Source organism: Planococcus sp. MSAK28401 (assembly GCF_018283455.1).
GTDB lineage: Bacteria > Bacillota > Bacilli > Bacillales_A > Planococcaceae > Planococcus > Planococcus alpniumensis.
The window spans coordinates 1,366,270-1,386,102 of record NZ_JAAMTH010000001.1 but is presented as its reverse complement, the minus strand read 5'-3'; the positions used below and the strand labels follow the sequence as shown (position 1 = coordinate 1,386,102).

General features: G+C 49.7%; 20 protein-coding genes and 1 riboswitch. Of the genes, 6 read left to right on the top strand and 14 right to left on the bottom strand.

Features of this window, described 5'->3' with window-relative positions; genetic code table 11:
• Window positions 1-165: 165 nt before the first annotated feature.
• From G3255_RS07070 to G3255_RS07035, 8 genes are all read right to left on the bottom strand, one after another.
• The gene (locus G3255_RS07070) at window positions 166-552 is read right to left on the bottom strand and encodes an FxsA family protein (protein WP_211653858.1); all 387 of its coding nucleotides are present in this window, start codon (window positions 550-552) and stop codon (window positions 166-168) included.
• Window positions 553-579: 27 nt separating this feature from the next.
• Window positions 580-2,337: a pyruvate kinase gene (gene pyk, locus G3255_RS07065; RefSeq protein WP_211653857.1), complete on the bottom strand. Its 1,758-nt coding sequence runs from the start codon at window positions 2,335-2,337 to the stop codon at window positions 580-582.
• 22 nt (window positions 2,338-2,359) lie between these two features.
• A complete protein-coding gene (pfkA, locus tag G3255_RS07060; protein ID WP_211653856.1) occupies window positions 2,360-3,319 on the bottom strand; it encodes a 6-phosphofructokinase in 960 nt (319 codons plus the stop codon).
• A gap of 140 nt (window positions 3,320-3,459) precedes the next feature.
• On the bottom strand, window positions 3,460-4,425 hold the full coding sequence (accA, locus tag G3255_RS07055; protein WP_249222077.1) for an acetyl-CoA carboxylase carboxyl transferase subunit alpha: 966 nt from the start codon (window positions 4,423-4,425) through the stop codon (window positions 3,460-3,462).
• A complete protein-coding gene (accD, locus tag G3255_RS07050) occupies window positions 4,418-5,290 on the bottom strand; it encodes an acetyl-CoA carboxylase, carboxyltransferase subunit beta (RefSeq protein ID WP_211653855.1) in 873 nt (290 codons plus the stop codon). Before accD ends, accA begins: the two co-directional genes overlap by 8 nt.
• Window positions 5,281-5,922 carry a FadR/GntR family transcriptional regulator gene (locus tag G3255_RS07045; RefSeq protein ID WP_211653854.1) on the bottom strand — a complete coding sequence of 214 codons (642 nt, stop codon included), beginning with the start codon at window positions 5,920-5,922 and terminating at the stop codon, window positions 5,281-5,283. The genes accD and G3255_RS07045 overlap by 10 nt, the downstream gene beginning before the upstream one ends.
• Before the next feature lie 161 nt (window positions 5,923-6,083).
• The gene (gene dnaE / locus G3255_RS07040) at window positions 6,084-9,137 is read right to left on the bottom strand and encodes a DNA polymerase III subunit alpha (protein WP_211653853.1); all 3,054 of its coding nucleotides are present in this window, start codon (window positions 9,135-9,137) and stop codon (window positions 6,084-6,086) included.
• Between the two features lie 17 nt (window positions 9,138-9,154).
• Window positions 9,155-10,096 (bottom strand): DHH family phosphoesterase, encoded by a 942-nt coding sequence (locus G3255_RS07035; protein WP_211653852.1) that lies wholly within the window; start codon window positions 10,094-10,096, stop codon window positions 9,155-9,157.
• A gap of 93 nt (window positions 10,097-10,189) precedes the next feature.
• On the opposite strand from G3255_RS07035, the gene G3255_RS07030 reads away from it, so the two are divergent.
• A complete protein-coding gene (locus G3255_RS07030; RefSeq protein ID WP_211653851.1) occupies window positions 10,190-10,489 on the top strand; it encodes a YtpI family protein in 300 nt (99 codons plus the stop codon).
• 82 nt (window positions 10,490-10,571) lie between these two features.
• Here G3255_RS07030 and G3255_RS07025 read toward each other — a convergent pair whose 3' ends face one another.
• Window positions 10,572-11,879 carry a DRTGG domain-containing protein gene (locus G3255_RS07025; protein WP_211653850.1) on the bottom strand — a complete coding sequence of 436 codons (1,308 nt, stop codon included), beginning with the start codon at window positions 11,877-11,879 and terminating at the stop codon, window positions 10,572-10,574.
• A 163-nt stretch (window positions 11,880-12,042) separates the two neighbouring features.
• A complete protein-coding gene (locus G3255_RS07020) occupies window positions 12,043-12,723 on the bottom strand; it encodes a metal-dependent hydrolase (protein ID WP_211653849.1) in 681 nt (226 codons plus the stop codon).
• Between the two features lie 90 nt (window positions 12,724-12,813).
• Here G3255_RS07020 and G3255_RS07015 point away from each other — a divergent pair, with 90 nt between their 5' ends.
• The gene (locus G3255_RS07015) at window positions 12,814-13,911 is read left to right on the top strand and encodes a M24 family metallopeptidase (protein ID WP_211653848.1); all 1,098 of its coding nucleotides are present in this window, start codon (window positions 12,814-12,816) and stop codon (window positions 13,909-13,911) included.
• A gap of 59 nt (window positions 13,912-13,970) precedes the next feature.
• Here G3255_RS07015 and ald read toward each other — a convergent pair whose 3' ends face one another.
• Window positions 13,971-15,086 (bottom strand): alanine dehydrogenase, encoded by a 1,116-nt coding sequence (gene ald / locus G3255_RS07010; protein ID WP_211653847.1) that lies wholly within the window; start codon window positions 15,084-15,086, stop codon window positions 13,971-13,973.
• Between the two features lie 299 nt (window positions 15,087-15,385).
• On the opposite strand from ald, the gene G3255_RS07005 reads away from it, so the two are divergent.
• Window positions 15,386-15,886, top strand: coding sequence for a universal stress protein (locus G3255_RS07005; RefSeq protein WP_211653846.1), 501 nt, complete (start codon window positions 15,386-15,388; stop codon window positions 15,884-15,886).
• A 47-nt stretch (window positions 15,887-15,933) separates the two neighbouring features.
• Here the strand turns inward: G3255_RS07005 and G3255_RS07000 are convergent, their stop codons facing one another.
• On the bottom strand, window positions 15,934-16,872 hold the full coding sequence (locus tag G3255_RS07000; protein ID WP_211653845.1) for an NADP-dependent oxidoreductase: 939 nt from the start codon (window positions 16,870-16,872) through the stop codon (window positions 15,934-15,936).
• A gap of 105 nt (window positions 16,873-16,977) precedes the next feature.
• A riboswitch (PreQ1 riboswitch) is annotated at window positions 16,978-17,021 on the top strand.
• A 9-nt stretch (window positions 17,022-17,030) separates the two neighbouring features.
• On the opposite strand from G3255_RS07000, the gene queC reads away from it, so the two are divergent.
• From queC to queE, 3 genes are read left to right on the top strand one after another with little or no spacing between them, the layout of a single operon-like run.
• Window positions 17,031-17,693 carry a 7-cyano-7-deazaguanine synthase QueC gene (queC, locus tag G3255_RS06995; protein WP_211653844.1) on the top strand — a complete coding sequence of 221 codons (663 nt, stop codon included), beginning with the start codon at window positions 17,031-17,033 and terminating at the stop codon, window positions 17,691-17,693.
• Window positions 17,690-18,112: a 6-carboxytetrahydropterin synthase QueD gene (gene queD, locus G3255_RS06990; RefSeq protein ID WP_211653843.1), complete on the top strand. Its 423-nt coding sequence runs from the start codon at window positions 17,690-17,692 to the stop codon at window positions 18,110-18,112. The genes queC and queD overlap by 4 nt, the downstream gene beginning before the upstream one ends.
• Window positions 18,109-18,816 carry a 7-carboxy-7-deazaguanine synthase QueE gene (queE, locus tag G3255_RS06985; RefSeq protein WP_211653842.1) on the top strand — a complete coding sequence of 236 codons (708 nt, stop codon included), beginning with the start codon at window positions 18,109-18,111 and terminating at the stop codon, window positions 18,814-18,816. The genes queD and queE overlap by 4 nt, the downstream gene beginning before the upstream one ends.
• A gap of 80 nt (window positions 18,817-18,896) precedes the next feature.
• On the opposite strand, the gene G3255_RS06980 is transcribed toward queE, so the two are convergent.
• Window positions 18,897-19,226 (bottom strand): zinc ribbon domain-containing protein YjdM, encoded by a 330-nt coding sequence (locus G3255_RS06980; RefSeq protein ID WP_211653841.1) that lies wholly within the window; start codon window positions 19,224-19,226, stop codon window positions 18,897-18,899.
• A 91-nt stretch (window positions 19,227-19,317) separates the two neighbouring features.
• Entirely contained in the window at window positions 19,318-19,737 is a 420-nt protein-coding gene (locus G3255_RS06975; protein ID WP_211653840.1) for a universal stress protein, read from the bottom strand.
• Window positions 19,738-19,833 lie beyond the last annotated feature (96 nt).

Genomic DNA, 19,833 nt, shown 5'->3' with positions numbered 1-19,833 from the left:
CTACTTCATCATTCCAAAAAAAAAACAGAACGATGAGCCATCTGCTTTCATGCACTTTTCCGTAAATGGACTTACCTAGTCATTATAATCAACTTTGTATAATTTGTGAATGAAAACGCTTGGTAAAATTTAAAAACGATTGGCTTATGATGAATGAATCCCGGATTATCCTACAATAATCCGGGTATTTTTCATCTTTTTCTGCAGCATCCGATAAACGAACGGCTTGTAGAGCTTTTGAGTCGGAGCGAACAATAAGCTAAACCCGACCGCATCTGAGATAAATCCAGGCGTCAGCAGCAATGTTCCGCCCACTAGGATAAAAGCAGCGCCGATCAAGCGATCGCCTGGCGGCTGCATCTGGTTCATGCTCGATTGAATATCACGGATCGCTTTCAGCCCTTGGCGTTTTGCCAAGTAAGCCCCAAGCAATCCAGTCGTCACAATCAAGGCGAGTGTCCAGAAGAATCCGATCTGCCCGCCTGCCCAAATTAGAATCGCAAGCTCAAGAGTCGGTACGATCACCAATGCCAGAAAGATCCATTTCATCATAGTCAATCGACCTCCATGTTTTCTTTACTATACGCTTGCATGACCGTGATAAATGACGCCTGCATCTGCATCGATCGTGATATCCTGGCCGGATTCCACTTTCGTTACTGCATCTTTAACACCTACGATTACAGGAATCCCAAGGCTTAACCCCACTACCGCAGCGTGGCTTGTCAAACCGCCTTCTTCTGTCACGATGCCTGCACAGTTATTGATAGCATCCATCATGTCGCGGTCGGTACCGTAAGTGACGATGATTTTGCCTTCGGTATCCATTGCCAATGCTTCTTCAGCATTGCGCACAACCACTGCTTCGCCGAAGCCGACGCTCTTGCCGATCCCTTGCCCTTTCGCCAAGATGTCACCGATGACGCGCAGTTTCATTAAGTTGGTTGTTCCTGCTTCACCCACTGGAACGCCCGCTGTGATGATGACAAGGTCACCGTGCTTGATCAAGCCGTGCTTAAGCGCTTCTACCACTGCGACATCAAGCATTTCATCTGTCGATTCAACGCGTGTTCCAACAATCGGCTGAACGCCCCAGATCAAAGTCAGTTTGCGTGCAGTTCGTGCAGTTGATGTCACTGCAATGACTGGCGAACCTGGACGGTATTTCGAAATCATTTTAGCCGTATGGCCGCTTTCGGTCGGCGCTAAAATTGCCTGCACGCGCAAGTTAAGCGCGGTGTATGCAACTGCCTGTCCAATCGCTTCTGTCATATTCGATTCTTTTTCTTTGCGGCGGTTGGAAACGATTTGTTTATGGTCAAGTGCAGCTTCCGTTGTCTCTGCAATGCGGTGCATCGTTTCGACTGATTCTACCGGATAAAGCCCTGCTGCCGTTTCGCCTGATAGCATGATGGCGTCCGTGCCGTCAAAGATGGCATTCGCGACATCGCTTGCTTCTGCGCGTGTCGGGCGCGGGTTGCGCTGCATGGAATCCAGCATTTGAGTCGCCGTAATTACCGGCTTTCCTGCACTATTGCATTTGTTTATCATCGATTTTTGTACGATCGGCACTTCTTCTGCAGGAATTTCTACACCAAGATCTCCACGTGCAACCATCAATCCGTCTGAAACCATGATGATTTCATCTAAGTTGTCGACGCCTTCCTGGTTTTCGATCTTCGGAATGATTTGGATATGAGCTCCGCCATTTTTCTCCAGCAAGCTGCGGATTTCCATAACATCTGAACGTCTGCGGACAAAGGATGCAGCAACGAAATCGACATCCTGTTCAATACCGAATAGAAGATCGGCCGCGTCTTTTTCAGTGATTCCTGGCAATTGAACGGATACGCCTGGAACGTTAACGCCTTTTTTCGTTTTCAATGTACCGGCATTTTCAACGACCGTATGGATTTGGCCGCGTTCTTTGTCAATGCTTGTAACGCGCAATTCGATCAAGCCATCATCCAGTAAAATCATCGAGCCTTCATGGACATCTTCAATCAATTTTTCATACGTGATCGAAAACATCTCTTTTGTGCCCAGTACTTCTGTCATCGAAATGGTGATTTCCTGGTTGGTTTCAAGTTCAATGGAATCATTTTCCATTTTATGGGTTCTGATTTCCGGGCCTTTTGTATCCAAAAGAATCCCCACTGTGATGCCTGTCTTCTCTGAAGCTTCGCGGATGCGCTTGATGCGCAAGGCATGCTCTTCGTGGTCGCCGTGCGAGAAGTTCAGGCGGGCAACGTTCATGCCCGCTTTCATCAATTGTTCTAGTACTTCCGGTGATTCACTTGCCGGTCCGATTGTGCAGACGATTTTCGTTTTTCTCAATAGACTCACTCCAATTAACTGTTTAAATTGATAATTCTTTAGAAAGCTTGTACAAACTCATATCGGCATCGTGCTCTTTTTCGAACGCCGTTGTCATATCATAGTCTACCACCTGATGATTTTTCATGCCAATCGCCAGGCCGCCTTTTCCTTCGAGCAGCACTTCCACTGCTCGTGCGCCGAACAGGCTGCCGAGCACGCGATCGCGTCCAGTCGGCGTGCCGCCGCGTTGGATATGGCCAAGGACCGAAACACGCGTTTCAACATTGGTCTTGTCCGAGATGAGCTCAGCCAGTTCTCCGCCGCTCATGACGCCCTCGGCCACAATGATGATGCTATGTTTCTTGCCGCGCTTGCGCCCGCTTTCGAGGCGTTCAAGCATATCATCGATGTCGTACGGGTCTTCGGGGATGAGGATCGTTTCGGCACCGCCGGCAAGCCCAGCCCATAAAGCCAAATCGCCGGCGTCTCTGCCCATCACTTCGATGATGAATGTCCGCTCGTGGCTCGTCGCCGTGTCGCGGATCTTATCGATCGCTTCGATGACAGTATTCAATGCCGTATCAAAACCGATTGTATAATCTGTCCCCGGAATATCGTTATCAATCGTTCCCGGTACCCCGATGCTCGGGAATCCTTTTTTCGTCAAAGCCATCGCCCCGCGGTATGAACCATCCCCGCCAATGACCACCAAGCCTTCAAGCCCCTTTTTTTTCATCTGTTCAATTGCTTTCCATTGCCCCTCATCTGTCCGGAATTCGTCACAGCGGGCCGAATAGAGCTTTGTGCCGCCGCGCTGGATAATATCGCCGACATCTCCGGCTTGCAGGTCTTTAATATTGCCTTCAATCAAGCCTTGGTAGCCATAATAGACGCCAGCCACTTCGATGCCATGGTAAATCCCTTTCCGGACGACTGCGCGAACCGCCGCATTCATCCCCGGCGAATCGCCGCCACTTGTCAACACTCCAATTTTCTTCACCAAAACCGCCTCCTGCACTTCCTTTTTACTTTATTCACCTTACCACGCAGGGCCTGTGCTGTCAGTCTATAACTCCTGTTCAGCATGCGTTTTTTATTGAATTCCGAAAAATAAAAAGACCGCATTACGCGGCCTGATTTTTATTCTGTGAAAACGCCGATCGCCCTGAATTTATCATAGCGCTGTGAAATCAATTGTTCTGCGCTCAAGCCTTCCAATTCCTTCAATGAATAACGGATTGCTCCGCTGATCAATTGTGCCTGGCGAGAGGTGTCGTGATGAGCGCCGCCGCGTACTTCGGGAATCATATGCTCGATGATGCCCATCTTCAATAGATCAGGCGCCGTGATTTTCATGGCTTCCGCTGCAGTTTTCGCAAGCGCCGCATCTTTCCAAAGAATCGACGCCGCTCCTTCAGGCGAAATGACCGAGAACGTCGAGTTTTCGAGCATCAAGATTTGGTTGCCGACACCAAGCGCGAGTGCTCCGCCACTTCCGCCTTCTCCGATGACAATGGACAGCACCGGCACTTCAAGCCCGGCCATCTCGACCAGGTTGCGCGCGATTGCTTCGCTTTGCCCGCGTTCTTCTGCAGCTCTTCCCGGATAGGCGCCTTTTGTATCGATCAGGCAAATGACCGGGCGTCCGAATTTCTCAGCTTGCTTCATCAAGCGCAGCGCTTTCCGATAGCCTTCAGGATGCGGCATCCCGAAATTGCGGCGGACATTTTCTTTCGTGTCCTTGCCGCGCTGATGGCCGATGATCGTCACTGGCTGTCCTTCAAAACTCCCGATGCCGCCAATGATTGCCTCGTCATCCCCGTAGACACGGTCTCCATGCAGTTCGATGAAGTCCTTGAAGACGAGCGGCAAATAATCCAAAGTCGTCGGTCGTTCCGGGTGGCGCGCCACTTGAACGCGATCCCATGGTTTCATGTTCTCATAGATTTCTTCCTCGAGTTTCGCAAAACGCTCTTCTAAAGAAGTGATTTCCGAACTAAGATCGACATCTGCCGTTTGCGTATATTCCTTCAACTCTGAAATCTTTTTTCTCAATTCAATCAAAGGTTCTTCAAACGCCATCGTCTTCATTTTCTTTTTAGGCATTGGATCCAGCCCCTTTCACGTGCAATTGCACAATGGTCGACAGCGTCTCGCGCATTTTAGAGCGATGCACGACCGCATCGAGCTGGCCATGGTCAAGCAAAAATTCCGCCGTCTGAAAGTCTTCCGGCAATTTCTCACGCACCGTCTGTTCGATGACGCGCCGCCCTGCAAAGCCGATCAATGCTTTCGGTTCCGCCAAATTGATGTCGCCGACAGAAGCAAAGCTGGCAGATACGCCGCCAGTCGTTGGATGCGTCAAGATGGATACGAACAATAAGCCTTCATTCGAGTGGCGTTTTAACGCAACACTCGTTTTCGCCATTTGCATGAGCGACAGCACGCCTTCCTGCATACGCGCTCCACCGCTTGCAGTAAAGATCAAAAATGGCACTTTCAATTTAGTTGCCAACTCGACAGCGCGCGTGATTTTCTCCCCAACCACTGAGCCCATCGAGCCCATGCGGAAATGCGAATCCATTACGGCCACGACCACTTGCTGGCCTTTGATCGAACCGGTCCCTGTCAACACCGCCTCGTTCAAGCCGGTTTTTTCGCTATCGGCTTGGACTTTTTCGCTGTAACCCGGGAAATTCAACGGGTTTTCAGATTTTAAATGATCGTCTACTGAATCGAAGCTCGAATCGTCCAAAAGGTGGACGATTCGCTCGCGGGCCGTCATTTTGAAATGATGATCGCATTTAGGGCAGACTTTCCCCAAATTCTCCAATTCTTTCGTCAAGGTGATGTGTTTGCAGTTTGGGCATTTTGTCATCAAGCCCTCCGGCACATCTTTTGCCGCTTTGGAAGGAATCGTCGCTTCTTTTTCATCTCGTTTTTTCTTGAATATATCGCGTATCATTGCCATTGCGCATTCTCTCCTTTAATTAAGACACTGCTCCAGGCTTTAAAATCCCGGATGGCCGTTTCAGCATCCTGCTGCTCGATCGCCTGCAGGATGTTTTTCAGCAAGGGTCTCTCTTCCGGCATGACTTCGCCGTCATAAGGATTGCCCCCGTATTGCTTTAATAAGAACCAAATTTTCAGCGAAAGACGGTTGCCAGACAGCACCATCAATTCGCGGACAAAATCTTCCCTTATGAATTCATGCCCATCCAGCCGCTCACGTAAACTTTCCCATACCGGAAGTTTGGATGCATCGCTTGCGCAGATAACCTGGATGGCCGCAGTTTCGTGTATGCACATCGTTTCCCGCACATCTTCCAGGGTTTTATTGTCCTGCAATATGAAGGTCGCGAGCAATTCGACGAGCCGGTGTTTTCTTGGGTCAGTTAAAAATGTCCCTTCTCCTCGACGGGTTTCGATGAGCCCCAGCAATTCCAGGCTCCGAAGCGCCTCGCGGATCGTCGAACGGCCGACCGCCAGCTTTTCAGCCAACTCCCGTTCTGAAGGGATCCGGTCGCCCGGTCGAATGTTCTGTTCCCGAATCATGTCCCGCATTTCACTTACAATATTTAAATAGCGTTTTGGCTGATTCATGAAAACTCCTTTTGTTTCCATTTTTTTGAAAGTGGTCTGACCACTAATCTTTCTATACCTTACAAAAAATTTCGGCTGCCGTAAAGAAAAAACTGCATTTCTTTTTAAGAAATGCAGTCCGTTATTGATTATCTTATATGAATGTAGGCTATTCCATACCTTCACACAATGGTTTTACAGATGATGGTCGTCTTGCCTTGGCGAGTTTCGGCTGTTCCTAGAATTTCGAGCAAGGCATCTTTATCCAGAATTTCGTTGTATTGCGCATACTCTTTCGGAAACAGCGTAACCGACGCCACGCCGGTTTCATCCTGCAAGGTGACAAACGCCATCGCATCGCCTTTTTTCGTGCGGATGCGCCGTACGTCTTCCACCAACCCGAGCACTTCCACACGCTCACGGTCTTTTTTCTTCGGCAGGTCATTGAGTGCTGTATAGGCTTTGTTGCGCTGCTCTTTTTCCCGTTCCACGGGATGCGTGCTCAAATAAAAACCGAGCGCTTCTTTTTCAAAGTCGAGCTTAAGCCCATCCGGCATCGGTTCGGCTTTGGTATATTTCGGTTTCATGAAGCTAGATCCCATGTCATCAAATAACCCAGGGTCTTCATTCGGCTTTACCAGTTCCGCATGCTTGATCGCGCTGTCAAGAGACGCGAGCAGGACGGCACGGTCTTTTCCGAGTACGTCCAGTGCCCCCGCTTTGATAAGCGGTTCGAAAGCCTTACGGGTGAAATGCACTGCTGATATCCGTTCAGCGATATTGAACAGGCTTTGGAAAGGCCCTTCCTTTCTCGCTGCTAAGATGGCTTTGACCGCCGTTCCCGGAACGCCTTTTACGATGCTGAGGCCTGCCCGTACTTGTTGTGCCTCTGACGAAAACCCATAGCGGCTATTTGCAATGCACGGTGCGGCAAGTGAAATTCCACGCTCTTTCATTTCACGCATAAACTGGGCCGTTTTCTCATTATTCCCTTGGGTGTTCGATAATAGGGCAGCATAGAACTGCACAGGATAATGGGCTTTCATATAGGCCAGCTGATAGGAAATCATACTGTAAGCGACCGCATGGCTTTTCGGGAAGCCGTAATCAGCAAATCGCACGATCAAGTCATAGACGTCTCCCGCTTCATTTGCAGTATAGCCTTTCGCGGTGGCTCCGCCGATGAAATGCTGGCGTTCTTCGTCAAGGATTTGGCGATTTTTTTTGCTGACAGCGCGGCGCAATAAATCGGCCTCGCCTAAGCTGAAGCCCGCCATTTCGGCGGCGATTTTCATGATCTGCTCTTGATAGACGATGACGCCGTACGTTTCCGATAAAATCGGCTCCAGTACCGGATGGATATAGGCTACCGCCTCTTCGCCGTGCTTACGCCTCGCATAAAGCGGAATGAATTCCATCGGGCCTGGACGGTACAAAGCATTGACTGCGACGATATCGCCGAAAGCGCTTGGTTTGATGAGCATCAACGCGCGCCGCATGCCAGGAGACTCCAGCTGGAAAATACCCGCTGTATCGCCTTTCGCCAGTAAAGCATAGGTTTCTTTGTCGTCGAGCGGCAAACTTCGGTAATCAATCACCAAGTTCCGGTCGCGTTTTAGCATATGTGCCATGTTTTCAAGAATCGTCAAATTTCGCAATCCGAGAAAGTCCATTTTTAATAAGCCGATTGCTTCAAGTTCCTGCATCGGCCATTGGGTAATGAAAATATCATCATTGCCTTTTTCGATCGGAACATAATCCACCAATGGGCCCGGGCTCAAAATGACACCTGCTGCATGAATCGACGAATTCCGTGGCAGGCCTTCCAGCTTCAGCGCCGTCTTGAACCAGCGTTCACGGGTTTCATTGCCGATGATCCAATCCTCCAGCGCTTTCGATTCGCGGAGAGCTTCGCGCAAAGTGATACCCGGCCGGCTCGGGATGAGTTTGGAGATCTTGTCGAGCTCTTCGGCTTCGAAACCGAATACCCTCGCCGTGTCTCTCGCGACCGCTTTTGTAGACAGGGTGCCGAATGTGATGATTTGTGCAGTCTGTAAGGCACCGTATTTTTTCGCAACGTATTCAACAACTTCGTGGCGTCGGTGGTCTGCGAAGTCAATATCAATATCCGGCAAAGTGACGCGCTCCGGATTCAGGAAGCGCTCGAATAACAATCCATGGGCGAGTGGGTCGACATCCGTAATGCGCAACGCGAAGGCCACGAGCGAACCGGCAGAGGATCCGCGGCCCGGTCCTGTCAGGATGGCTCTTTTTCTCGCATAAGCCATGAAATCCGAAACGATGAGGAAATAATCGATGTATCCCATGGCCGAAATGACGCCCAGTTCATAATCGAGCCTGGCCGAATAGCTTTGTGCTAATTTCCCGACGCGTTCTTCCAGCCCCTTCAGGCAAAGCGAACGGATCAGCTCGTTTTTGTCGCCGCCTTCCTTTACAGGATATTTCGGCAGCAATTGGCGGTTCAATGGGATGGTGACTCGGCAATTCATGAGCAGTGCACGGCTTTGTTCCAGCCATTCAGGATGGTCTGAGAACCATTCCGATAATTGTGCTTGCGTCGGCACGAATGCCGCTGAATGTTCAGGCTTCGGGCGTTCAGGATCGCTTAACTTGAAGCCGTCCCCGATTGACCTCGCCACTTCATACGCAAAGGCATCTTCTTGCTTCACATATCGGCATTCATGGCTTGCCATAAATTTGAGGCCGAACGTCGAGCAGAATTCAGTAAATGCTTCTTCGGTCCCCTGTACACTTCCTCCAGGCCGTTCGATGCTGGCGAATAAGCGCTCGCCAAACAACCCCGACAGCATACCGAGCGCTGCGCTGCGGTCTGTCAGCACCCACGCCGTATTATCGGGAATTACACATAATAAACCTTCCTGATAAGCTGCCAGCCATTTTTGCGGGATGGCTTCTACGTCACGAGTCGATAATGCACTCGTCAGTTTCAGTAACATATGGTAGCCGGTGTTGTTCTGCGCATACAGCACCACAGGAAGCGCGGCACCGTCAAAGTCGACGGGCACGGAAAGGCCGAGCACCCCGTGGATGCCGGCCTTTTTGCAAGCGTCCCAAAATGGCAGGACGCCGTATAATTTGGAATTGACTAAGGCTGCCGCGCTGGCGCCTTGTTCGGCGAGAACTGCAAACAGTTCTTCGAGGCGAATCGTGCTTTTAAGCGGATCAGCCGCCGTCACGATATGCGGGTAGACCATTTCAACACCTTCTTTCCTTATGCCTTCGCGCAAATTTCCTCCAGGCGCCGGATGACCCGGTCAGCTTCGTCCCAGGAATAAGCGACTGCGCCGGACGCCATCGGATGCCCACCGCCCCCGAATTCTTTTGCGAGCGTATTGATGACTGGCCCTTTTGAACGCAGCCGGACACGTATTTCAGTATCTTCTTCTATTAAAATAACCCAGGCTTTGATGCCTTTGACGTTGCCAAGCGAACCGACCAGCAAAGACGTATCTGTCGGAGTGACATCGAATTTCGCCAAAATGTCTTGTGTAATTTTAACAAAAGCCGCACCATTTTCATCTATTTGGAAATTTTGGTACATATACCCTTGGAGATGAAGCAATTTCCGATCCATCTCATACATACCGTTATGGAGTTCGTTGCGGTCAAAATCATATTTGATCAATTCGCCCGCCACGTCAAAGGTTTTCTGCGTCGTACTTGGAAACAGGAAACGACCGGTATCGCCGATGATTCCTGCATAGAGCAGCCTGGCACCCGCATCCGGCATGGACCAGTTTTCTTCCGCTTGCCCATATGTAAACAATTCATAGATCATTTCGGAAGAAGAACTCGCTCGTGTATCCACTTGGCAAATATCGCCGTAATTATCATCATTCGGATGATGGTCGATTTTCACCAATTTCGCCCCGCTGTGATAACGCTGGTCGTCGATTCGGTCCGTATTCGCCGTGTCCGTAACAATGACCAACGCCCCTTCGAAATCCGCATCTTTGACCATATCCGGAAAATCAAGGAAATCCATCGTGTAATCATGCTCTCCAGCTGCAAGCACGCGCTTGTTCGGGTAGTTGTGGCTCAATATGTATTTCAGGCCGATCTGGGATCCATAGGCATCCGGGTCCGGACGCACATGGCGGTGGATGATGATCGTATCGAATTGTTTAATTGTGTCGATGATTTGACTATACATTGCTTCAATCCTCCAGTGGACAGGGAAATCCATTCGCATTTTCTGATCATCCCCATTACAATGGAAATAGATTTGCATAACAGGAGGTTCCCCATGCTCATATTCATATTTTTGATTATTATTTCTGCTGTATTCTATCTTTACTATAAAACGAAACAGATTCGAACGCGTCTGCCTGTACGAAAAAATTGGTATGCAAGCCGCGCCCAAATTGCGCTCGGCAGTTTTATCGCCTTTTTCGGCATCAACCAGCTGTTCATTTTCCAAACCGTCGTCACCTATATCATCGCCGGCATCTTTATTGTTCTTGGCTTGGCGCTGATCGTCCATAATTTCAAGGCGAACCGCCACTACCAAGCGTTTCTTGACGAAGAAACCCGCTTGAACCCATAAAACAGCCCCTCCCTTGCGGAGAGGTTTTTTTGTGGGCGATTGTTGCATGTCACAGACTCCTATTCAGTCAAGCTAGCGCTCATTAGCGGTCGAGCAATTGGAACGTCAGCATCGCTTTGCCGATTACTTGCTGTTCGTACAGCACTTCGACATCAACTTTCGCTGATTTGCGGCTGATGTCCAGGATTGTCGGCCGGATGATCAATGCCGCGTCCAGCTGCACAGGTTTCAGGAAATAAACGGTGATGTTTTCCAGCACGCTGTCTTTGCGATTTTTTGTCTTGAGTGCCGTGGCCGCCGCTTCTGTCAGCACCATTGTATAAGCTCCGTACGACAGCGAGCCGTACGCGTTGGTCATTTGGGGCGTGACGCGAAATTCCAGGCTGAGCTTGTCTTCTTGCACTTGGTTCAATTGGCTCTTGATGATGTCGTCGATCGTCTCGCCTTGCTGTGGCTGGCGCTGGGCTGTTTGGATCGCTTTCAATACATCCTGCCGGCTGATGATGCCCATCAAATGATGGTTGTCGTCAGTGATCGGCAGCAAATCGATTCCTTCCCAGATCATCCGGTGCCCTGCTGCCGCAACGCTCGTCTGCAGCGACACAGTAATCGGGTCCTTGGTCATCACTTTATCAATCAATTCTGTATCTGACGCGCCGATGACGTCTCGTGAAGTAACGATCCCGACCAGCCTGTCGCTGCTGTCGACGACTGGAAAACCGCCATGCGTCGTTTCATTGTTCAGTTCATTGTAGCGGCTGATCGGATCTTTAACGTGAAGAAAATGAGTGTTTTCCAGCGGGATCAAGATGTCTTCAATGAGCAGAATCTCTTTTTTGATCAATTGGTCATAAATCGCCCGGTTGATCATCGTGGCCACGGTAAACGTATCGTAGCTGGTGGAGATGACCGGCAATTCCAGTTCATCAGCCAACTTTTTTACTTGGTCAGAAGCGTCAAAGCCCCCTGTCACAAGAACTGCTGCCCCTGCCTGCAAAGCATATTCATGGGCTTTGTAACGGTTCCCGACAATGAGCAGGTTGCCCGCTTCCGTATAGCGCATCATGTCTTCGAGCTGCATGGCCCCGATGACGAATTTGTTCAATGATTTATGAAGCCCGGCACGCCCGCCGAGCACTTGGCCGTCTACGACTTTGACGATTTCCGCGTACGTCAGCCGTTCGATATTCTCTTTCTTCTTGCGCTCGATGCGGATGGTGCCGACCCGTTCGATCGTCGAAACCAGCCGCTTGTTTTCCGCTTCTTTAATAGCCCGGTAAGCGGTGCCTTCTGATACTTGAAGCTCTTTGGCAATCCGGCGAACGGAGATTTTCTCCCCCACAGCCAAAGTTTCGATATAGTCCAAAATCTGTTCGTGTTTCGTCGCCATTGTTTCACCAATCTTTCTGCTATCCTCTACCCCTTAGTTTATCATAATCCGAATGGAAGTCGACAATCCGGCGGCAGCCTTTGAAAAGCAGGGCTTGGCTCTCGGTAATTAAAAAAACAGGCAAGGGAATGATTGTCTCCCCTTGCCTGTTTGCTATTGTATTTTATAAGTCGATGCTGTCTCCAGGCTCCATGATCTGGACATCCGCCTGCTTGACTGCTTGCTTGAATTGTTCTGGGTCCTGCTTGATTGGCGGGAAGGTGTTGTAATGAATCGGCACCGCCGTCTTCGGATTGATCAGTTCCACGGCGTAAGCCGCATCTTCTGGGCCCATCGTGAAGAAATCGCCGATTGGGACAAACGCCAAGTCGATCGAATGGCGTTTTCCGATGATTTCCATGTCCCCGAACACTTCCGTATCCCCAGCATGATACACCGTCTTTCCTTCCGCTTCGAACAGAATACCGGCCGGCATGCCGCCGTAGATGACTTCCCCGTCTTCTGTCGTATAGGAGGAGCTATGGAACGCTTTCGTGAATTTCACTTTGCCGAATTCGAACTCTTTGGCGCCGCCGAGGTTCATGCCGACCGCATCCAAGCCTTGTCCGCTAAGGTAGTTTGCGAGCTCCACAGGCGCCACAACGACTGCACCACTTGATTTTGCGATGTCCACCGTATCGCCGACATGGTCATTATGCGCATGCGTCAACAGGATTGCATCCGGCTTTTCTTCGCTTGCCGTCAGGTCCGTTAATTCGTTTCCGGTGATAAACGGATCGATGAGGATCGTTTTGCCTCCGGTTTGAATTTTTACCACCGAATGGCCGTGATATGAGATTTTCATGATATCCCTCCAATAGAGTTTTGGCTCATTGCTTTCTGCTGTTTTATACCCTGATTTTTGATATGCTACACATGAAGGGGAGGAATACATATGAACAAATTGACTAACTTGCAAAAATTTTTGAAACAGCAGCAACTCGATGCGGCGCTCATCACCGACCCGCATAATATCTTCTATTTGACCGGCTTTAATAGCGATCCGAAAGAGCGGCTGCTCGCCGTTATGGTGTTCGCGGAGGCAGAACCATTCCTCATCTGCCCGGCAATGGAAGCGCCGGATGCGAAAGCTGCCGGCTGGACAGGCGAAATTGCGGGACACGCCGATACGCAAGATGCGATGCAAGTGTTGTACGAAACGGCAGCCAAACGCAATCAGCCGACAAAGCGCATCGCTATCGAGAAAGCACATATGATCGTCGAGCGCTACGACGCGATCAACCATTATTTCCAGTCGCCCGAAATCCATTCGATCGATGCTCAGATGAATGCCATGCGCGTCATCAAAGATGAAGCAGAACTTGACATCTTGCGCCATGCTGCCTCACTTGCGGATTACGCCATCGAAGTGGCAGCCGACGTGATGCAAGAAGGGATGACCGAAATCGAATTGATGACCGAAATTGAAACGGCATTGAAAAAACGCGGCATCACCCATATGTCTTTTGACACCACCGTCCTGACAGGCCCGAAAGCCGCTTCTCCACATGGCAAAACAGGGCAACGCAAAATTGAACGCGGCGATCTCGTGCTAATGGACCTCGGCGTCATTTACGAAGGCTATTGCTCGGACATCACCCGCACATTGGCGTTCGGCGAACCAAGCGAACAAGCGAAAGAAGTATACGATATCGTCAAGCGCTCAGAACAAGCAGCACTTGATGCGGTGCGACCTGGCGTTACAGCGGCGGAACTTGACGGGATTGCCCGCAAGACCATCGAAGACGCAGGCTACGGGGAATATTTCACGCATCGCCTTGGCCACGGCCTTGGGATTTCTGTCCATGAATTCCCGTCGATCCATGGAGGCAACGATATGCCGCTCAAGGCGGGTATGGTATTTACGATCGAACCCGGCATTTATGTCACGGATCAAGTCGGCGTGCGCATCGAAGACGATTTGGTCGTTACAGAAGACGGCTACGAAGTGCTGACCAAATATCCAAAAGAATTGACCATCATCAACCGATAAAAAAGAGCTGTTCCGAAAATCCTTATGGGGGATTTTCCAGGAACAGCTCTTTTCCATTGTTATTGAAGCAATTCGTCGACTGATTTGTATTGGAGGCCTTGATCGTCAGCCACGGCTTTATACGTGACTTGGCCATCCATCGTGTTGACGCCTTTTTTCAATGCTTCGTTATCGAGGACTGCTTGCTTAAGCCCTTTGTTGGCGATTTGTACTGCGTAAGGGACCGTTACATTCGTTAAGCCGATCGTCGATGTGCGCGGAACGGCACCCGGCATGTTCGCAACGGCATAATGAACAACATCGTGCTTTACGTAAGTCGGTGCATCGTGGGTCGTGATGCGATCGCTTGTCTCGAAGATGCCGCCTTGGTCGATGGCAATATCCACTACAACAGAACCTGGCTTCATCGATTTGATCATGTCTTCAGTGATCAATTTCGGTGCTTTCGCTCCCGGAATCAATACCGCTCCGATGACTAGATCCGAATTTTTAACCGATTGTGCGATGTTAAGCGGATTAGAAACCAATGTTTGCACATCTTTGCCGAACAGGTCGTCCAGTTGGCGCAGGCGTTCTGGGTTCAAGTCAAGGATCGTTACATCTGCGCCCATCCCGATCGCTACTTTCGCAGCGTTGGTTCCAGCTACACCACCGCCGACAATCGTCACTTTACCGCGTGAAACGCCAGGGATGCCACCAAGCAGGATGCCGCCGCCACCGTGAATTTTCTCGAGGAATTGAGCACCGATTTGCGTCGACATGCGGCCAGCCACTTCGCTCATCGGCGTAAGGAGCGGCAATGAATTATTTGGAAGTTGGACCGTTTCATAAGCCACGCCTGTCACTTTCGACTCGAGCAAAGCATTCGTCAATGCCACTTCCGGCGCCAAATGCAAGTAAGTGAAGAGCACTTGGCCTTCACGGAAATGCTTGTATTCGCTAGCTACCGGCTCTTTCACTTTCATGACCATATCCTGCGCCCACGCTTGGTCAGCATCAGCGACGATGACAGCGCCAGCTGCTTCATAATCAAAATCCGTAAAACCGGATCCTAGCCCCGCACCCGATTGGATGAAAACTTCGTGGCCGAAAAGTGCCAAGTTTACTACTCCCGCCGGTGTCATAGCCACACGATTTTCATTGTTCTTAACTTCTGTAGGTACCCCGATACGCATTACAAAACCCTCCATTATATTGTGTCTGAAATAATAAAATGAACCAAACTATCAGCATTTGAAACCACATCCATTCTAACAGATTCTATTTGATATTGCTCCATTAATTTGTGTTATCAAGAGATAATTTTTTAACCGTCAAAAGAGTAAAGGAAAGCGCTTGCATAATGATGTAAAGATATATCCATATAGCGAAAGAAAATAACTTGGTAAATAAATCGATAAATCTACCTCTTTTAGGAAGGAACAATTTGCCTATGCCTCGAAAGTTACAGTATAGACAAAGGAGGAATGTACAGATGACATTAAAGTATAATCAAATCATGGTAGCAGTCGACGGGTCGAAAGAAGCGGAATGGGCTTTCAAAAAGTCCATCGGCATCGCAACACGCAACCACGCGACGCTGAATCTGGTAAACGTGATCGACACCCGTTCGTTCGCCGCAATTGAAGCGTATGACCGTTCGATTGCTGACCGAGCGCAGAAATTCGCTGAAGACTTGCTTGGGGATTATAAAAAAGAAGCCGAAGCCGGCGGTGTTGAAAAAGTCAATATCGTGGTCGATTACGGTTCCCCTAAGACAATGATTCCTCGTGAACTCGCTAAAAGAGTCGAAGCCGACTTGATCGTCTGCGGCGCGACCGGTTTGAATGCAGTCGAACGTTTCCTCATCGGCAGTGTTTCAGAACATATCGTCCGTTCTGCTAAATGCGATGTGCTCGTCGTCCGTACAGACGAAGCCCAAAGCGATGCACCAGACGATTATTATTCGGAAGAACGTTCCGGAAAAACTGAATAACACATATAAAAGCACGCGGCCAACTACGCCGCGTGCTTTTATATGTACTATGACTTCACTTTAATGACGATTTTTCCTCTGGCATGATGGGATTCGCTTAATTCATGCGCTTCTCGTACGCCTTCTTCCGTCAATGGATAGATGTGGCCGACTTCCGGCTTCACTTCCCCGCTGACGAACAAATCGCCCAGTTTTTTCAATTGCTGGCCATTTGGCTCGAGCCAGAAACTGCTGACGTCGATGCCGAGCTTTTCCGCTTGTTCTTCATCGGGCTGTCCGGCTATGCTGACAAGCCTGCCGCCGCGCTTCAATACGCCGTAACTTTTTTCAAGCGTTTCGCCGCCCATCGTATCCAACACGAAATCAAAATCTTCCAGCACTTCTGAGAAATCCTCTTCGTGGTAATCGATGACGCGGTTCGCGCCGAGAGAAGTGACGAGTTCATCATTTTTATCGCTCGCTGTTGTCGCTACATAGCAGCCGACGCTATTGGCGATCTGGATCGCCATGCTTCCGACACCGCCAGCTCCCGCATGGATCAGCACTTTATCGCCTTTCTTGATATGCCCAATCTCCACCAGGCATTGCCATGCAGTTAGCCCAGTCAATGGAATCGCTGCGCCTTCCTCGAAACTCATGCTTTCCGGCATGCGCGCCAGCAGATTTTCATCAACTGGGACAAATTCTGCATATGTTCCTTGACGCGTGGTATCCGGACGCGCAAAAACCCGGTCGCCTTGATGATAATGCTTGACCTCATCGCCTACTTCTTTGACGACTCCGGCAACATCCCATCCGAGAATAATCGGGAATTCCCATGGCAGCATTTCTTTCAAATAGCCTTCCCTCAGCTTCCAATCAATCGGGTTGACTGAAGTTGCGTGAACTTCCACCAACACTTGATGCGCTGAAATGGCTGGCATTTCCACTTCACGTTCTTTCAATTGCTCTTTTCCTCCGTACTGGTCGATGACTATAGCTTTCATTTGCAGCCACTCCTCCCTTTTACCACCTGTATACCCTGACTTCATTTCACTACACCTAAAAAAGCACAGGAACTTGCCTAATTATGCTATTATGGTAACTGTTTCATAAAAGAGGTTCGCAAACTCCCTCTCTAAAAAACTAAGGAGCTGTAGTTATAATGAAAAATGAAAAAGCAGTCGTTGTTTTTAGCGGCGGGCAAGATAGCACTACTTGCTTATTTTGGGCATTGGAACAATTCAGCGAAGTGCTCGCCGTCACTTTCGATTACGGCCAGCGCCATGCGCAGGAAATCGACCATGCCAAACGCATCGCAGAGACGCTGGGCGTTTCGCTTCAAGTCCTTGATATGGGGCTCATCAACCAATTATCCGCTAATGCCTTGACACGCGATTCGATTGAAGTGGAAGAGCAAAAGGATGGCCTTCCTTCCACATTCGTTCCCGGGCGCAATCTATTGTTCCTGTCTTTTGCGGCAATTTACGCCGATGCATTCGGCGCGCGCCACCTCGTGACCGGTGTCAGCGAGACGGATTTCAGCGGTTATCCGGATTGCCGGGATACCTTCATCCGTTCGCTCAATGTCACGCTCAACTTATCGATGGACAAGCAATTCGTCATCCATACGCCGCTCATGTGGCTCGATAAGGCAGGTGTCTGGGAACTGTCCGACAAGCTTGGCGCATTCGAGTTCGTCCAGACCGAGACCTTGACCTGCTACCACGGCATTCCGGCTGCAGGATGCGGCACATGCCCGTCCTGCGTACTGCGAAACGAAGGCTTGCAGACGTACTTGGCCCAAAAGGCAGGTGCGGAAGCTTGATGCAGCAATTCTACCCATCGGTCCCGCACCCCTATAGCTTTGAATTAAATAAAGATATGCATTTTTCCGCTGCGCATTATATTCCTGCCGAAGAAGTCGGCAAATGCGCCAAAATGCATGGCCATACCTACCATTTAAATATCACGATTGCCGGCGACCAATTGAACGGCACCGGCTTTCTTATCGACTTCAAACAATTGAAAGACTTGATCCATAAACGCTACGACCATAGCGTATTGAATGACCATCCGGAATTCACAGATACCTTTCCGACGACCGAGCAGCTCGCACAGCAAATACACAAGCTGATTCAGGATACGCTCGACCGTTCGGATAACCAGCCTGCTTGTGTACAAGTCATCGTTCGGGAAACCCCGACAAGCTATGTTATATACCGGCCGAAAGAGGTGTCTTCATGAAGATACCTGTAATGGAAGTATTCGGCCCGACAATCCAAGGCGAAGGCATGGTCATGGGCCAGAAGACAATGTTCGTCCGAACGGCCGGCTGCGATTATTCCTGTTCATGGTGCGATTCCAAATTCACTTGGGACGGCACAGGAAAAAGCGTCATGATGACCGCAGACGAAATTATCCAGCAGCTTGAGGAGCTCGGCAAAGATGCCTTTTCACATGTCACCATCTCAGGAGGCAATCCGGCACTTCATAAAGGCATTGCGGAACTGGTTGCCCTATGCCAAGAAAATGGCTGGCGCACGGCTGTCGAAACGCAAGGCAGCATCTGGCAAGACTGGCTACCGGAGATCGATGAAGTCACCGTCTCTCCGAAGCCCCCGAGTTCGGGCATGATTTTGGACTACTCTAAGCTGGATGCCATGCTCGGCAAGCTATCATCGGCTCAAGCCAGCTTGAAAGTCGTCGTTTTTGACGAAGCCGATTTCTTTTTCGCGGAACAGCTGCACCTGCGTTATCCGTCATTCCCATTCTTTTTGCAAGTCGGCAATGATGACACGCAGACGACAGAAGACGAGAAACTGGTCCAGCATCTGCTTGAGCGCTATCAATGGCTCATCGACAGGCATTTGGTTTCCGCCGCTCTCAACGATGCAAAAGTGCTGCCGCAACTCCACACACTGTTATGGGGCAATAAGCGCGGCGTATAAATAGCAACAAAAAACCGGCCATCCCGCTAAAAATTGGGAGATGGCCGGTTTTTATTTTAGTGCGATCCATATTCAAACAATCAGGCTTTTTTCACAAACTGCGATTTCAGCTGCATCGCGCCGAAGCCATCGATCTTGCAATCGATATTATGGTCACCGTCCACGAGCCGGATGCTTTTGACTTTCGTGCCGATTTTCAAGGTATTGGAACTGCCTTTCACTTTCAAATCCTTGATGACCGTAACAGCGTCCCCATCCCTCAAAACATTTCCAACGGCATCACGCACTGCTTCTTCTTGCGGTTGTTCAACCGGGTTCCATTCATGTGCACATTCCGGGCACACCACCATCCCCGCATCTTCATACGTATACTGTGAACCGCATGTCGGGCAATTCGGCAACTCCATCATCTATCTACTCATCTCCCATAATTCACGGCACTTTTTGTACCGATAGATGTTCTTAGTATACCAAATCACCGCGAGGCGCAAGGGCCAATTTTCATTTGACTACAAGTACAGGGCATTCTGCATGATTGACGACTTTATGGCTGACGCTGCCGAGCATCACTTCGCGGATCGGCGACAACCCACGGCTGCCGATGACAACAAGATCATATGCCTTTTCCTTGGTCATCTTAACGATGGCGGGGCCTGGAATGCCATGCAACACTTCAATTTGGTGAAATACTTTTTCCCTGTCGAGCATTTCCGCAATTGGCTGAATTTTTTTCTTTCTGGCCAAATCGAATTCCATCGCTGATGCGTCGTGAATCACTTCATTCTCATCTTCCTTATAATCGGAAACATAGACGACCGTTACTTCCGCCCCATCGGCAAAACTAGCGATCTTCACTGCTTCTTTAGCTGCACGAATGGAATTTTCCGAACCGTCAACGGCCAATAAGATGTTCTGATACATAGTCCCACTCCTTTCAAGCTGATCGTTCTCTTGTCTCTTTACGCTATTCGCCGTTTGCTTGAAAGTTCCTGCCTTTTTCCAGAAACGAAAAAACCG